The sequence below is a fragment of the Thermoanaerobacter sp. CM-CNRG TB177 genome (genome assembly GCF_018588165.1).
Taxonomy (GTDB): Bacteria; Bacillota; Thermoanaerobacteria; order Thermoanaerobacterales; family Thermoanaerobacteraceae; genus Thermoanaerobacter; species Thermoanaerobacter thermocopriae.
Genome location: NZ_JAFCAC010000018.1, coordinates 13,538 through 28,128, shown reverse-complemented (window position 1 = coordinate 28,128; position 14,591 = coordinate 13,538). Strand labels below are relative to the sequence as shown.

The 14,591-nt window shown below is 34.4% G+C and carries 15 protein-coding genes; 3 read left to right on the top strand and 12 right to left on the bottom strand.

Going from position 1 to position 14,591, the window contains the following annotated elements; all coding sequences use genetic code 11:
• Nucleotides 1-13: 13 nt before the first annotated feature.
• The 4 genes from I4N53_RS01210 to I4N53_RS01195 all read right to left on the bottom strand — a co-directional run bounded on the left by I4N53_RS01210 (nt 14) and on the right by I4N53_RS01195 (nt 2,819).
• Complete coding sequence (locus I4N53_RS01210; protein ID WP_214495390.1) at nt 14-406, bottom strand: HEPN domain-containing protein; 393 nt, start codon at nt 404-406, stop codon at nt 14-16.
• Nucleotides 393-731: a nucleotidyltransferase domain-containing protein gene (locus tag I4N53_RS01205; protein ID WP_214495389.1), complete on the bottom strand. Its 339-nt coding sequence runs from the start codon at nt 729-731 to the stop codon at nt 393-395. The genes I4N53_RS01210 and I4N53_RS01205 overlap by 14 nt, the downstream gene beginning before the upstream one ends.
• Nucleotides 732-792: 61 nt before the next feature.
• Nucleotides 793-1,806 carry a LacI family DNA-binding transcriptional regulator gene (locus I4N53_RS01200; RefSeq protein WP_012996146.1) on the bottom strand — a complete coding sequence of 338 codons (1,014 nt, stop codon included), beginning with the start codon at nt 1,804-1,806 and terminating at the stop codon, nt 793-795.
• Nucleotides 1,807-1,910: 104 nt separating this feature from the next.
• Nucleotides 1,911-2,819, bottom strand: coding sequence for a CPBP family intramembrane glutamic endopeptidase (locus I4N53_RS01195; RefSeq protein WP_214495388.1), 909 nt, complete (start codon nt 2,817-2,819; stop codon nt 1,911-1,913).
• A gap of 163 nt (nt 2,820-2,982) precedes the next feature.
• On the opposite strand from I4N53_RS01195, the gene I4N53_RS01190 reads away from it, so the two are divergent.
• The 3 genes from I4N53_RS01190 to I4N53_RS01180 all read left to right on the top strand — a co-directional run bounded on the left by I4N53_RS01190 (nt 2,983) and on the right by I4N53_RS01180 (nt 4,308).
• On the top strand, nt 2,983-3,420 hold the full coding sequence (locus I4N53_RS01190; RefSeq protein ID WP_012996148.1) for an Hsp20/alpha crystallin family protein: 438 nt from the start codon (nt 2,983-2,985) through the stop codon (nt 3,418-3,420).
• Nucleotides 3,421-3,611: 191 nt separating this feature from the next.
• Nucleotides 3,612-3,875 carry a DUF6364 family protein gene (locus I4N53_RS01185; RefSeq protein WP_012996149.1) on the top strand — a complete coding sequence of 88 codons (264 nt, stop codon included), beginning with the start codon at nt 3,612-3,614 and terminating at the stop codon, nt 3,873-3,875.
• The gene (locus I4N53_RS01180) at nt 3,865-4,308 is read left to right on the top strand and encodes a PIN domain-containing protein (RefSeq protein WP_214495387.1); all 444 of its coding nucleotides are present in this window, start codon (nt 3,865-3,867) and stop codon (nt 4,306-4,308) included. The genes I4N53_RS01185 and I4N53_RS01180 overlap by 11 nt, the downstream gene beginning before the upstream one ends.
• A gap of 160 nt (nt 4,309-4,468) precedes the next feature.
• Here I4N53_RS01180 and I4N53_RS01175 read toward each other — a convergent pair whose 3' ends face one another.
• The 8 genes from I4N53_RS01175 to I4N53_RS01140 form a co-directional block, all read right to left on the bottom strand.
• Nucleotides 4,469-5,827, bottom strand: a complete 1,359-nt coding sequence (locus I4N53_RS01175; protein ID WP_028992291.1) for a PTS fructose transporter subunit IIC — start codon at nt 5,825-5,827, stop codon at nt 4,469-4,471.
• Between the two features lie 23 nt (nt 5,828-5,850).
• On the bottom strand, nt 5,851-6,297 hold the full coding sequence (locus I4N53_RS01170) for a PTS sugar transporter subunit IIA (RefSeq protein ID WP_038002095.1): 447 nt from the start codon (nt 6,295-6,297) through the stop codon (nt 5,851-5,853).
• Between the two features lie 5 nt (nt 6,298-6,302).
• Nucleotides 6,303-7,235 carry a 1-phosphofructokinase gene (pfkB, locus tag I4N53_RS01165; RefSeq protein WP_214495386.1) on the bottom strand — a complete coding sequence of 311 codons (933 nt, stop codon included), beginning with the start codon at nt 7,233-7,235 and terminating at the stop codon, nt 6,303-6,305.
• Nucleotides 7,201-8,031, bottom strand: coding sequence for a DeoR/GlpR family DNA-binding transcription regulator (locus tag I4N53_RS01160; RefSeq protein ID WP_214495385.1), 831 nt, complete (start codon nt 8,029-8,031; stop codon nt 7,201-7,203). Before I4N53_RS01160 ends, pfkB begins: the two co-directional genes overlap by 35 nt.
• A 134-nt stretch (nt 8,032-8,165) precedes the next feature.
• Entirely contained in the window at nt 8,166-8,756 is a 591-nt protein-coding gene (locus I4N53_RS01155; protein WP_028992288.1) for an S-layer homology domain-containing protein, read from the bottom strand.
• A 66-nt stretch (nt 8,757-8,822) separates the two neighbouring features.
• Nucleotides 8,823-11,018 carry a stalk domain-containing protein gene (locus tag I4N53_RS01150; RefSeq protein ID WP_051421919.1) on the bottom strand — a complete coding sequence of 732 codons (2,196 nt, stop codon included), beginning with the start codon at nt 11,016-11,018 and terminating at the stop codon, nt 8,823-8,825.
• A 455-nt stretch (nt 11,019-11,473) separates the two neighbouring features.
• The gene (locus tag I4N53_RS01145) at nt 11,474-12,853 is read right to left on the bottom strand and encodes a stalk domain-containing protein (protein WP_074592563.1); all 1,380 of its coding nucleotides are present in this window, start codon (nt 12,851-12,853) and stop codon (nt 11,474-11,476) included.
• A gap of 17 nt (nt 12,854-12,870) precedes the next feature.
• A complete protein-coding gene (locus I4N53_RS01140; RefSeq protein ID WP_214495384.1) occupies nt 12,871-14,457 on the bottom strand; it encodes a DUF4127 family protein in 1,587 nt (528 codons plus the stop codon).
• Nucleotides 14,458-14,591 lie beyond the last annotated feature (134 nt).

Here is a 14,591-nt window from a genome sequence, read left to right as displayed (position 1 = left end):
TAATTTTATATATCTAACTATTAATTTGTTCTAATACAAAGCCTCTAATCTTTTGAGCTATTTCAAATGCTTTTTGTGCCTCCTCTTTTGTAACTTCTTCATAAGTTTCAGCAGGTGGATATTTAATTTCATTATAAAAAACAGTTAGAAATTTGCAGTCGTCAAAAAAATCTTTAAAACCCTCATTATAATTAGTACACATATTACATAACACAGTTAAATCATGTGTCTTTTTAATAGAAGAACCACAAAATATCAAATATCCTTTTAAGTATTTTTCTACAGCCTGTTGGCAATGAAATGCTACTGTATCATATATATCCTCAAATCTTAGAAGAATATCAGCAGCTCTCAGGTCTTGTTCTGCTTTTTTAAACCAATCCTGATAATATTTACTGTCTGTCATATAAAACAACCCCTTCTGAATTTATTATATAAGCAAAACTTTGCTTGCTCTTTATGTGTTTATTCCATTCTTCCGGTGTGTAAACTACTACATCTAGTGGAATACTGTGTTCAATACCATATAGTTCTGTTTTAATTTTTCTTTTATTTTCGGTATCAATAACAATACATAAATCTATATCGCTATCAAACTTTATCATATTTGCAGCACAGGAACCAAATAAAATTATTTTTTCTGGATTAAACTGTTTAATAATCTGATTTTTTATTTTTTCTATTTCATTTTTATAAATTTCCTCAATATTGAGTTTGGTAGTCCCAATCATAAAAAACACCTCCTTATAAATTTTTTTAAAAGCAGACTTCAACTTGAGAAGTCTGCTCTTTTTATCTTGCAACACAAGATTTCCTTTCTACAAGCTTTACAGGTACAATGATGTGGTCTGTGTCAATTTCTTTTTGCTTTAACCTAGCAATCAAAAGCTCTGCAGACTTAATACCCAAATCAAATGTAGAAATATCTATTGTGGTAAGAGGCGGATTTGCAAAAGCTGACAAGGGGATGTTGTTAAACCCTACTATCGATATATCCTCAGGAACTCTATATCCTTTATCTATTGCAGCCCTTATAACACCAAATGCCATAATATCATCAGTGACAACAACCGCAGTAGGTTTTTCTCTATCCAAAATTCTCATCATCGCCCTGTATCCACCGTCTTCTGAAAAATCATCCTGTTCCGCCAACTTTCTATTAAAAGATATCCCATTTTCTTCAAGTGCAAGTTTATAACCGTCTAATCTGTCTAAACTCACTACATATTCCAATGAACCACTTATAAAAGCAATTTTTTTATGCCCATGTTTAATAAGGTAATTAGTAGCAAGTTTAGAAGCCCCTATATTGTCATTATCGACCCAATACACACCTTTGGCATCCAAAGGTTTACCTATAACTACAAAAGGAAATTTCTCATCTCTCAACCAAGGTATAAGTTCATCGGTTGTACGAGAAGATAAAAGAATTATTCCATCTACTCGTTTGCCCTTTACCATATTTATAACCGCTTCTTTTTCCTCTTCTTGATTTCCAGATGTCGACAAAAGCAAATCATACTTTTCTTTATGGGCAACAACACTTATTCCCCTCATAACTTCAGGGAAAAAAGGATTCGAAAAAGCTTCTTCTGTCGAGCGAGGCATTATAAGTCCCAAAGTATTTGTCACTTTACTTGCAAGGCTTCTGGCAATGGCGTTTGGATAATACCCCAATTCCTCCATTGCCTTCCAAACTCTTTCTTTTGTCTCTTTGCTTATACGAGGATTATCCGCAATAACCCTTGAAACAGTAGAAGGAGCAACATTTGCCCTTTTTGCCACATCTTTAATCGTAACATTCATTATACCACCACCTTCAAAATGAAACCGATTGCATCTTTTCTATCTATTATTCTATACTATTCTTTTATTTACGTCAACAGTTTTCATTTTCTTTTAAGCATTCCTTACATAACCCCAGCTATTTTTAATATCTGCTCAGTAATTCTATACAAAAATACTAACACTGATAAAAGTACAGGCCAATGCAAGAAAATATGTAAGTCTTCTTTTAACTTTATAGTACCGCGGATAACATATGGGTCAGTTACTTTCCTCAAATATCTTAATTGCACATACAAAAGAATAGCAGCAAATAATGCAAAAATCCCATAACTAATAACAACAATAAATGGAATATCTACCTGTTGTAATGAAGTTGTTTTTCCTAACTTTTGTTGTGCTATGAAATAGGACAGCAAAACAGAAATAGTGTTATTTGTGAAATGGCCTATCATTCCCCCATATATGGAATTAGTTCTATACACCACATATCCCAATAAACTACCGAGAAAAAGTATACTCAAAAAATTTTGTACATTTAAATGAAGCATTGCAAAGAATATAGCGGTTATAAAAATACTCTTTATAGAACCCCTCATTTCAAAACTTCTCATAACAAGTCCCCGCATAAATATTTCTTCACAGCAGGCAGCTACAGCTCCAAATATTAAAATTTGAATAAAAAGTTCTTGTATATTGGAAGCTGCAGGTATAGGAATAACGGGAATTTTACCCAATTTAGATAGAAAATAATTTGTCAAAAGTGCAAAAAAACCCGATACTATCCAGCCTAAAATAGCTATTATTATCACTAAAAAAACTTGTTCCCCTTTTATAGGATTTAACCTTAAAACATATTTTACATCGTATTTTTTTAAAAAAAGATAAAGAATAACAGGCAGTAAAACAAGAAAAAATTCTGTGATGACTATACCTATATATAAAGAAGCCTTTTGCACCAAATATCCCACTGTTATGAAAAGTAACATGACAAAAAAGTACAACTTACTTACATCTTTTTCATCTGGACGCATCCAATCACTTCCTTTTTGACATCGTCAGTCTCACTCTTATAAATTTTAACATAAAAAGAATAAAAAAGTAAGAATTAAATGTGAAGATTTTGAGAAACCTAATAATTGCAAAACTTAATCAATGTGATATAATAAATAATAGAAAAATATGGAGGTGATGTAAATGAGTTTAATGAGGCGAGGACGTGACTGGTGGGATTGGCCATTTGATTTTAATATTAGAAATTTGCCAAGCATTTTTGATGTAAACTTCCCCTCTATTTCAGGTCTATTTTCTCGGCCAAGAGTAGACATCACCGAATCTGAAACAGAAATAGTCGCAACAGCTGAACTACCAGGCGTTGACAAAAAAGACATTGAAATAAATGTTTATGACAACATATTGGAAATAAAAGGACAAACCACAGTAGATGAAGAAAGAGAAAATAAAAATTATTACATGAGAGAAAGATATTACGGAAGTTTTGCCAGAAGAATAGAACTACCTGCGGAAGTAGACCCTGAAAGAACTACTGCTAAATTTGAAAATGGCATTCTAAAAATCACAATGCCAAAATTACATCCAAGTAAGCCAAAGGGAAGAAAAATAGATATAGAATAAGAAATTGGGTAAGTTTTTACCCAATTTCTTTATTTCTATTTGCTTTCTTTGTCATTCTCTATCATTGTACCTAGCAAAATTTCACGTTCTTTACCATATAAATTTTCCTTGGCCATATCTATGCATTTGTTAACATAACAATTGATTTACACGTAAAAATGTGTTATACTAAATTACGTGGAGGTGATATTATGAATAGAGAAAGGCAAAAAATAGAAACACAGAACATCACATTGTCTTTACCTAAAAATTTATTACAAAGGATAAAACATATAGCTATAGATAAAAATACATCTGTATCTAGGCTTTTAACAGAAACGTTAGAAGAAATAGTAAAAAAAGAAGACTCTTATGAAAATGCCAGGTTATATCATATAAAAATATTAGAAAAAGGTTTTGATTTAGGTACACAGGGAAAAGTTACCTGGAGGAGAGAAGATTTATATGAAAGATAATAGAAATTTGCAGTTCATAGATACAAATATTTTAGTTTACGCTCATGATGTATCTGCTGGTAAAAAACATGAAATTGCAAAAGAACTACTAAAAGAATTATGGTACGAAAGAAATGGATGCTTAAGCACACAAGTGCTTCAAGAATTTTATGTAACAATTACAAGAAAAGTAAAAAAACCTTTGATTCCAGCTGAAGCAGCAGAAATTATTTCAGCTTTTAAGAGTTGGAAACTAAATATAATAGATTTTGAAGATATACTTGACGCAATTAAAGTTTCACAACGCTACATGATTTCTTTCTGGGATTCGCTTATAATCGTTAGTGCAATCAACCTGGATTGTAATATAATATGGAGCGAAGATTTAAATTCAGGCCTGTATTTTAGCAAAGTAAAAGTACAAAATCCATTTTCCTTAGGCAATGACTTTTGAGTATTCCTATTTTTCCACCACCGCACTTGGCCAAGCTTGACTTTCTTTCTAAGTTTTTTATTTTTATATCTTGCTTAATGCTTATCATAGCGATACCTAAACTGTATGCAAATAAAAAATTAAGGGGCAAGCTCTTGCTTACCCCTTAATCTTTTATTTTTTATTGAACTTTCTTTTTAAGCAAGGCTATCATAAGAGCAGTAACCACAGTTCCTACTGCTATTGCTCCAATGTAAAGAAGGGGGTTTGACACGGCTATTGGTATTACAAATATACCTCCGTGAGGAGCTCGAAGTTCAATGTGGAAAAGCATTGAAAGAGCACCTGTTACAGCAGAACCCACCATTATAGAAGGTATCACTCTTAAGGGGTCTGCCGCTGCAAATGGTATAGCACCTTCTGTTATAAAGGAAGCACCCAAAACCCATGCTGCTTTACCTGCTTCTATCTCTTCCTTTGTAAATCTATCCCTAAAAAGAACTGTTGCAAGAGCAAGTCCAAGTGGAGGAGTCATACCAGCTGCCATTACTGCTGCCATTGGAGCAAAAACATTTGATGCTAAAAGACCCGTTGCGAAAGTATAAGCTGTCTTGTTTACAGGACCACCCATATCAAAAGCCATCATAAGTCCTAATATTGCTCCAAAAATAACTGCATTTGTAGAGCTCATTCCTGTAAGCCAGGCAGTCAAAGATGTCATTATAGCTTTCATTGGAGAACCAATTACATATATCATTAGTAATCCTACTATCAAAGTCGATAATACCGGCAATATGAGTATTGGCATTAAACCTTCTAATGTTTTAGGAAGCTTTATTAACCTTTTCAGATAAACTATCGTATATCCTGCTAAAAATCCTGAAATTATGCCGCCTAAAAATCCTGCTCCAGTAGATACTGCTAGCATACCGCCTACCATACCGGGTACAAGGCCAGGTCTATCTGCTATAGAAAATGCTATATAACCTGACAAAATCGGAACCATCAATGCAAAGGCTGAGCCGCCGCCAATTTTCATCAAAGCCCAAGGAAGAGTTCCTTCCACCTCAAAGGCTTTATATCCCCAGAAGAAAGAAAGCGCAATTAAAATACCGCCTGCAACTACAAAAGGTATCATATAAGAAACGCCTGTCATCAAGTGTTTGTATGCGCCTGTTCTTTGAGCTGACCTCTCTCTATGAATTTCTTCTACTTTTTCCACATAGTCTTTTGGTTTTTCCATCTTCAGAGCTTTTTCAATAAGTCCTTTCGCATTCTTTATAGCCTCTTCGACAGGTACCTCAAGTATAGGTTTTCCTGCAAATCTCGATTTGTCAACTTTAGTTGCCGCTGCTATTATTACAGCATCTGCAGCTTTTATATCTTCCTCAGTAAGCTGATTTTCTGCACCTATTGAACCTTGCGTCTCTACCTTTATGTCTACTCCCATCTCTTTGGCTGCCATCTGAAGATTTTCCGCTGCCATATAGGTATGGGCAATACCTGTAGGGCAGGCCGTAACAGCAACTACCTTTTTCATAACTAATCCCCTTTCTTTAAAAATTATTTTCTAAAAGCGTTTATGACTTCCTCAGGTGTCGAAGCTTTTTCTAACTCCTCTCTCACCTCCTTATGCATTAATGACCTTGAAAGCTCAGCCAAAACTTTAAGGTGCAGCTCATCAGAATTGTCTGGCACAGCAATTAAGAAAAATAAATGTGCCGGTTTACCATCCATTGAGTTATAATCAATTCCTTCACGAGATTTGCCAAATACAATTGAGACCTTTTTTATCAGCCTACTTTTACCATGTGGTATTGCCACCCCATAGCCTATACCTGTAGAAAACTCTTCTTCTCTTCTTTTCACCACTTCTAAAAATCCTTCTTCATCCTCTACAACTCCATTTTCTTTTAAAACACCTACTAACTCTTTTAATACCCCATTTTTGTCCTTTGCTTTTAGGTCAAAAACCATCATTTTTTCATCCAATACATCTTTTATTTCCATTTCCCTCACCTTTCTATCCTCTCTATTTCAATCTTATCTTTTAATGCATTTACTTCCTCAATAGTGCCTGCCCTTGTCCCTTCTTTCATTACAACTGATGTAGCTAAAGTTGCAGCTATTTTTATAGTCTCCTCAATCGGAAGTCCTTTATATATTCCATGGGCAAAGCCTGCAACAAAGGCATCTCCTGCCCCAACTGTACCTTTTACTTCAACTTTTACAGGCTTTACCCTATATATCCCTTCCTTTGTTATCACAACACTACCGCGGCCTCCCATAGAAATCGCAACTATTTCTATGCCTGAATCCTTCAACTTTTTCCCTTCTTCAATAACCTCTTCTAAACTTTCAAGCTTTTTGCCTACTGCATCTTCTAACTCCTGCACATTAGGTTTTATCATGTAAGGCTTTTCTTCTATACCATACAAAAGCGCTTCTTTGTCAGCATCAAGAATTATTTTCAAATCACCGCTTTTTACTTCTCTAATTATGTCTTTGTAAAAAGTCTTTGGCACTCCTTGTGGTAAACTTCCTGAGAGCACAAGCACTTTTGACTCTTTAGCATATTTAAATATACTTTTTTTAAGTAGCTCTATTTCTTCTTCGCTTACATGAGGACCATATTCATTTAAATCTGTGACTTCTCCCCTTGAAATATCAGAAATTTTTATGTTTGTCCTTGTCTCGTTTTTTATCTTTACAAAATCAGTTTTTATACCTTCATCTTCTAAACAATCGATTATATATTTAGCATTAGGTCCTATAAAACCGAGTGCAATAACATCGTCTCCTAAATTTTTAAGGTTTTTAGCCACATTTATACCTTTTCCCCCAGCATCCACTCTTGAGCGGATTACCCTATTTACAGAACCGACTTTTAAGTTTTCAACAATTATTGTCCTGTCAATCGCCGGATTCGCTGTTACTGTCGTTATCATTATTTTCATCCTTTCCAAAGCTTACTATATCTATATTTGCCTGTTCGTATTTTCTCACTATCTCATAGTCAATTTCATCATCTGTTATTATTGCCGTAATGTCCTTTATATCTGCAAATTTAACAAAAGACTTTTTACCGAATTTAGTATGGTCAGCCACTACATAAACTTCGGTTGCTGCATCAATCATCGCTTTTTTGGTATTGGCCTCAATTAAGTCTGGGGTCATAAGCCCGTCCTCAAAAGATATAGCATTTGTACCTATAAAAGCCTTATCCACTTTAAACTGTCTTATCACCATTTCAGCAATAGGACCGACTAAAGCCTTAGTCTTCCACCTCTGTATACCACCTGTGACAATAAGCTCAATATCTTCGTATTTTGAAAGCTCTATCGCGATAAGAGGAGAATTTGTAACAACAGTAAGTTTCATATTCTTAAGATTTCTCGCTATCTCAAGAGTAGTAGTACCGGCATCTAAAATTATAGAATCTCCTTCTTCTATCATTGATGCAGCAATTTTACCTATCTTCCTTTTTGCCTCAAGTTCTACATCTTCTTTTTCAAAAAATGTAGGCTCATAGTGAGTGCCAACATTCAATATCGCTCCACCGTGAGTCCTCTGTATGAAACCCTTTTCCTCTAGCACATGTAAATCCCTTCTTATTGTAGATTCAGAAACATTAAAAAGTTTGCTAAGCTCAGAAACACTGATACTTTTATCTTTGCTTATAATTTCTGCAATCTTTAAGCGTCTCTCCTCACCAAACATCCTATCAGATATACTCATATTCATTCACATCCATTCAATATTATCCCGCTCAAATGTGATTGTTTTTGCTTAATTTTGATTATATACTACCGATTTTGATTTGTCAATGGGTAAAAAATAAAACAGGCATAAAGCCTGTTTAAATAAATAGATGGATTTTATTTAGGAGTTACAAGCTGACAGTCCAATGCTTTGTTTAGAATAAGAGCTAAATCGCCTCTTTTTATAATGTCGTTAGGATTTAAATTTATGCCTTCTGTAAGTCCAATTTCTTTTGCTTTTTCCAAAACGCCTTCAGGCCATTTTAAGTTTTTATAACCCAGGACATTTAACACAAAGCCAAGGGCCTGCACATAAGTGACCTTACTATTAGGGTCAAATAGACCATTTCCTATTCCACTTGCAAAGCCTAACTTTGCGGCAAGATTTATATCTCCTATTGCCCAATAATTTTTAGGTACATCTTTAAAGGCAGGTGGCAGGTATTTGTACTTTTCAGCTTCCTGTCTGTATCCAGATATCCTGTTTATAAATACTACCATCATAGCTCTTGTAACAGGATCATTAACCCCATAAGTGCCTTCAGTTTTTCCACTTATGATATCTAGACTTTTTAGTCTCATAACAGCATTATAATAAGGAGAATCAGCCAGTACATCAGAAAAGCTATTAGCTGCATCTACTTTTATCAAAGAGAAAGAAAATATAAAAATCAATGCAAATGCCAAAAAAGTTTTATTTAGTCTCAATAGTTAACTACCCCTCCTTATGAAAAGCCCGACGCTAAAGGCGTCGGGCTTTTCATTTTACAATTATTAGTAGATTGTTACTGTCTCTACCCCTGATGCATCTTTTGCATAATCTACTTTATATCCAAATGCTTCTGCTAAGTATCTTGCAAGTATGAAGGTTCTTCCTACATCCTTACCAGATGCATCTACTGTTGTAGCTTTTGTCTCCATTGTCTGTGTTGCAACTACTACTCCATTCTTGATTACCTGCATCTTGTTGCTGCCAAGAGTGAACTTAACTATTGTGTCGCCTTTTACGAAGGTTACTACTTTTGTATCCTGATCATAGTATGACCGAGCATTTATAGCGTCAGCAATGTATCTTGCAGGTACTAATGTTCTTCCATCTTTTACATATGGAGCTGCATCCATTGTCTTCTCTACACCATTTACGGTGTATTTGTCAGAGCCTATTGTGAATACAACTGTTGCACCAGTCTGCTGGCTTGGATTAATTGTTAATGTGAGTGTTTTTTCAACAGGTACACTTACTGAAACTGCTATGCTTGTTGGAAATGCTGAGAACAATGTTGCTGTTACTGTGCCATCATCACCAGTCTTCACTGCAGTTCCAACGTTACCAACTGCTGTAGAACCTGTACCACCAAGATATACGATTGGTGAGCTGAATTTAATTTCTGCACCAGATACCGGATTGCCATGTACATCTTTTACTGTGAATTTGACATTTCTGTATTCATTAGCGTTTATTGTAGAAGGTTCCATTGTGAGAGTTCCTGGCTTAGCTTCTAAATTAGCCACTACAAATGTCTCTTCGAAATCTTGCAATTTTTTAACCTCATACAAGTTACCTACATAGTCAGTATAAGCGGCTTCTATTTTGAGATAATCTCCATTAGGAATTTTAGCTTTTACAGTTATTTTGCCTGAATCCTTCTCATAGCTATTAGCTACAGGATCGCCTAACACAATATTGTTATTGGTATCTAATGAAACAGCTTTTAAGCCATCATCAGTTACCAGATACCATGAACCATTTGCTATCTTTTCATTGGCGTCAACATATTTTACCTCTGTATCTTTTGTTTTATTATCAGATTTTAATACTGTGAATCTTACAAATTTAGCAAAATCAACTGCCAGGTTCTTATTATCAGCACTTGTATTGCCATTAGGTAATTTGTCATTTAATGTAAAAGTTACAGGATCGCTAATACCTGCAGCAAGTACCTTATCAGCAGGAGCTACCAGTTCAAATTTAGCAGCTTGTGGTGTAATATTTACAGCCCCTACTGAATAGTAATTTCTTCCATATCCAAACTCCCAATTAGAATAATTTACCTCATTGTATACTGTCAAAACATATTTGTGACCTGCAGACATTGGTGGCAATACTACTTTATATCCATCTACTATACCATCGTTGTTAATATCTTTAGCGTTGTTAATATTTTTAGCGCTATTTACTAAATCAATTATTGCTAGTACTTTATCATCTTTAGTTAAAACAGCTTTTGCAGCAGAATTGTAATTAGCTCCGGGTACAGTAATCAATACAGTTTCAGGATATGTTTCAAGCGGATTTGTATTACCACTTAAATAACTGACATTTGGTGCTGCACCGCTTAAATAGAGTCTTGCATCATCGTAGTTCACACTTTTGCTTTGTCCATCTATTATTATTGACGGGCTACCAGTAACCCATACTCTACCATAATTAGCTACATAGAAGGACATCTGTCCTGCACTTATAAAACCAAATTGTACTGTTCCTGGAGATGCAACTACAAAGCCTGTCACATCAGAACTGGGTAGAATTCTTATATCAGTGGTTGTAATGTTATTTACAGGATATGCTGTCTGATATACTGCATCATTAACAGTTGCACTTATTAAAGAACCATCATTTGTATCGATCCAGCCACTCCTGTTGGTGTCAAAAACTAATGTGCGAGGATCTGCATTTAATGTAAGTCCACTCTTATAGATAGTTTCTAACACTTTCTTATCTGTTACAACTTTTCCTTCTTTGTCAAGAACTTTAATGACTAATGAAACCATATCTCCTACTTTTGCTGTGTTTTTCTCAAAAACTACTGTGTAATCACTTTGCGTTGTAGTTCCAGGGCTAAACACAGTATTAGAAGAAGATGGTGTTGTACCAGGTGCAGTCACGTAATTGAACGCAAATCCTGGTGCCATTATGCTCATAAGCATAGCAACAACAATTACGAAAGCCAATAACTTTCTCTTTAACATTTACTCTACCTCCTATTTTTTATGTAGTTTTTCACATTCTGTCGTTTTTGAAAATCATCCTCCTCTTTTCCCCTTACATCCCTCCCTTTTAAGATTCCTTATTTTGATTAAACTGCTTGATAGCTTTTGTTTAAGACTGTAGTCAACCTGTGAAAGGTGACCACAGAACAAACCTCTTTTTGTAAAAGGTTTCTTCTGTAGCCATCAGAAAGGCTACATATGAATTATTTCCCTCTCACAAAGTAATTATAGCAATGCAATGTTTACAAGTCAATAAATGTTACTATTTTGTAATAAAACTGTAATAAATCTTTAATAATTTTGTAGATGCTTCCTGAAATATTATGGTTTTATATCGTTAATTCTTCCAACATTGGCAAACAACCTGATTATATTATAGCATTAGGTATTTAATGAGTCAATAAATGTTACCAATTTGTAATATTTCTGTAATATTAATTTAACATTTCTTTTGAGTCTTTATTGAATTCCACCTTAATCAATTTTTCATTCCCATCCCATTTCACTGCATAGCCTATTTGTTGAGCTATTTCTGTTAAAGGGAAGTAGGAGGTGCCGTTTGAGAGGAAGGCTCCTTTTTGACCATTCGCTATGTCTTTATAGGATTTTATATCAACTGTAATGGCGTTACTACCCTTTGAAACAGTTAATTTATTGTTTTGAGAATCCCAAAATACTCTCGCTTTCATGTATTTTTGCAATACAACAGAGGATACAAAAGCTTTTCCATTTAATACTAAAATTCCGTTTTTTACCACCATAAACTCATTGTTTACAGTTCCTTCAAGATTAGGCCCTACATCACTTAAAAAGTATGGGTCACTGATTAGATTAGAATAGGTCTTTAAAATTCTTTCGTTGTCCGTTATAGCATAGTTGTTTATTTTTCTTCCTTCAGGCGCATTTACCAAGTTATTCACATCAAAGTAAAATATAGATTTAACCCGCGGATACTTTGTCTTTAAGCCATTGTACATGCGGGTTATCTTTTCAATTGCGAAGTCTTCATAGTATTTCCCGTCAGTTATGGTATAGTGGGTAGCGCCAAATTCAGAAATCTGTATCGGCTTCCTTTCACTGAATGTGTCGTAAACATAATCTAATAACTCCAACGGGTCTTCTTGGTCTGCTCTTAGGTTTATATTGCCATTGTGATAAATTACGTTGTATATATTTACTCCAACCCAATCTACATAATCATCCCCTGGATAATATGACAATATATTTGATTGTGGGAATGTAAATACAGTCCACACCATCATGACATTTGGTGCTTCTTCTTCCATCACATCATGGACAAGTCGCCATTTTTCTATGTATTTTTTAGGATCGCCGCTATAGGCTGTCCAGTCTCCATTCATTTCAGATGCAAATCGCAAGAATACTGGTATGCCAGCTTCGTTTAATTTTTTTGCAAAACTTCTTAAATATTCATCATCTTTTACTTGGTCTAAGCCACCATTAGGTTCAAATGCTATATGAGCAGCCGCACCTACTTCTTTTAACTGGTCAATCCACTTTTGAGGGAATGGGCTTTTGTATCCGACGTAAATGAAAAAGGATGCATGCTTTTTACCTGTAAGCTCATTAAATTTTTTCATGTCCCCATTTATTAATGTGTCTTGATATACATAAGCTCCAAGATATGTACCTTTTGCAGGCTCATATTTTGACAGTTTATAGTCATCTACTTCAATTAGAACTCTCACATTTGAGTTTTTGCTAAGTAATTGCTCTGCTCTTGCAGGGGTAAAAGAAGAGCAGGTAAAAGTAAAAATTAAAATCAATAGTAGAATCTGTTTAATTTTTCTCATCTTAAACCTCCACAACTTTATCTTTGGATTTGTAAAGTTACATCAGGTAAAACTTCTATTTCAAACATTCTGTTCCAAGGGTATCTTACTTTCACTTCTATATCTTTTATGCCAACAGAGCTATTTCCCGCCTTTACTAGTTCTCCAATATATTTTCCCTTTATTGTATTAATAAGGGGCTTCATCTTTATTGAAAGTTCTTTATCTGCAGTTTTTTTGTCTATGTTATCTTTTGCCATGTGGTTTGACTCTGCCCATTTGTACATTTTATTTCTTACATCAGCTTGATAGGCAAAGTCGTCCGCATAACGTATAAAGGAGAAAGCTATAAAGCTTTTTATAGCGTCTTCTTCTTTGTAAGAAGGAAGTACGCTTTTGTCAAGGACCATTTTTAAAGACATTTCAGATATGACTGTCCCTATTGTGTTACTAGGAGTATTCCAGCCCGCATAGAGAAAGCTTAAGGGATTTAAGTCAAAGAGCACGTTGATTAGCTTTTTATCCGCCATATTAACATATGCAACATCTGCTATTCCGAAAATTTGTCCTTTACTTTTATATTTTTGTATGTCGTTTTTTATTCCTAAATTTTCATGTGTATGGACATATAATATACATTCGCCACTTGAATCGGTTTTTCCTCCTATAAAATTAATTTTTTCTTCTACAATTTTCTTAAGGTCTGCTCCTTCATAAGGCAAAATAACTTTATCAGGGTCTTTTACGTCATAAACGACATTAAAACGAGGAATTTGCTTGTAGTACTCATTTGCAAGCCTTGCCGTTATCTCCATGCCAATTTCATCAGCGCCATGGAGTACGTATACTTTATTCGATATTTGCTGTGTTTTCGCATATTGGTTAAGTTTTCGCGCCACCATATTTGACATGCTAAACTTCTGTGTGTCGTCAATGCCTATTACTAATGTTTTTATATATCCTTCTTTTGTCCAATCAATGAGCTTTTCATTTATTCCTTTATTTAACTCAAAAAGTTCAGTGTACTTAGCAAGCACATCAGCTGGTATGCTTTTTTTTATTTTTTCAAGGCTGGCTTTATCCTTTTCTTGATTAAAAAGGTCAACTTTATCAGATAACTCTGAAAATTCTTTTAGTCTGTCACTGTATTTTACATACTGGTAGTCGGAAAATTGTGTAGGTGTAATGCGAGGTATTATTGAAAATATGATTATATTTTTGATTTCACTCTCTGTCAAAAATTTATAAAGGAGCGAAAGTCTTTCTTCATAATCTTTATAGTTTTTGATATCACGGGATGCTATAAGGCCTCCATTCAAATACTGTTGCAGTGATATTACAACAGCATAAACGTTACTTCTAGGAATAACCTCATTAAGCCATTCATTAAGCGCTTCAAAGTTTCCCGGCTTTGTGTAGTCATCAAGTACATCTTGTGGAGGCAAAATCAAGTTTTTCCCCCACATATTTGTCAAAAGGCTTACATTTTGGGTATTTACAGGCCGGCTGTCAAGAGGAATAAAAATTATGTCTTCTTTTGGCATTGTAAATTTTTCATTGTAAGTAGAAGCTGGCAAGGAAAATATACACAAAGTCAGTACAAACCACAAAGCTTTTTTAAACATATCCTTCTCCTGCTTGTCTTTTTATATAAATTATACCATAACAAAAGGGAATTTTCATTTTATTATTAATCTTTTTTGGGCTTGGGAATTCTTCTGAGTACTTCACACTCCTCATAATTACAGAAAAAGAAAAC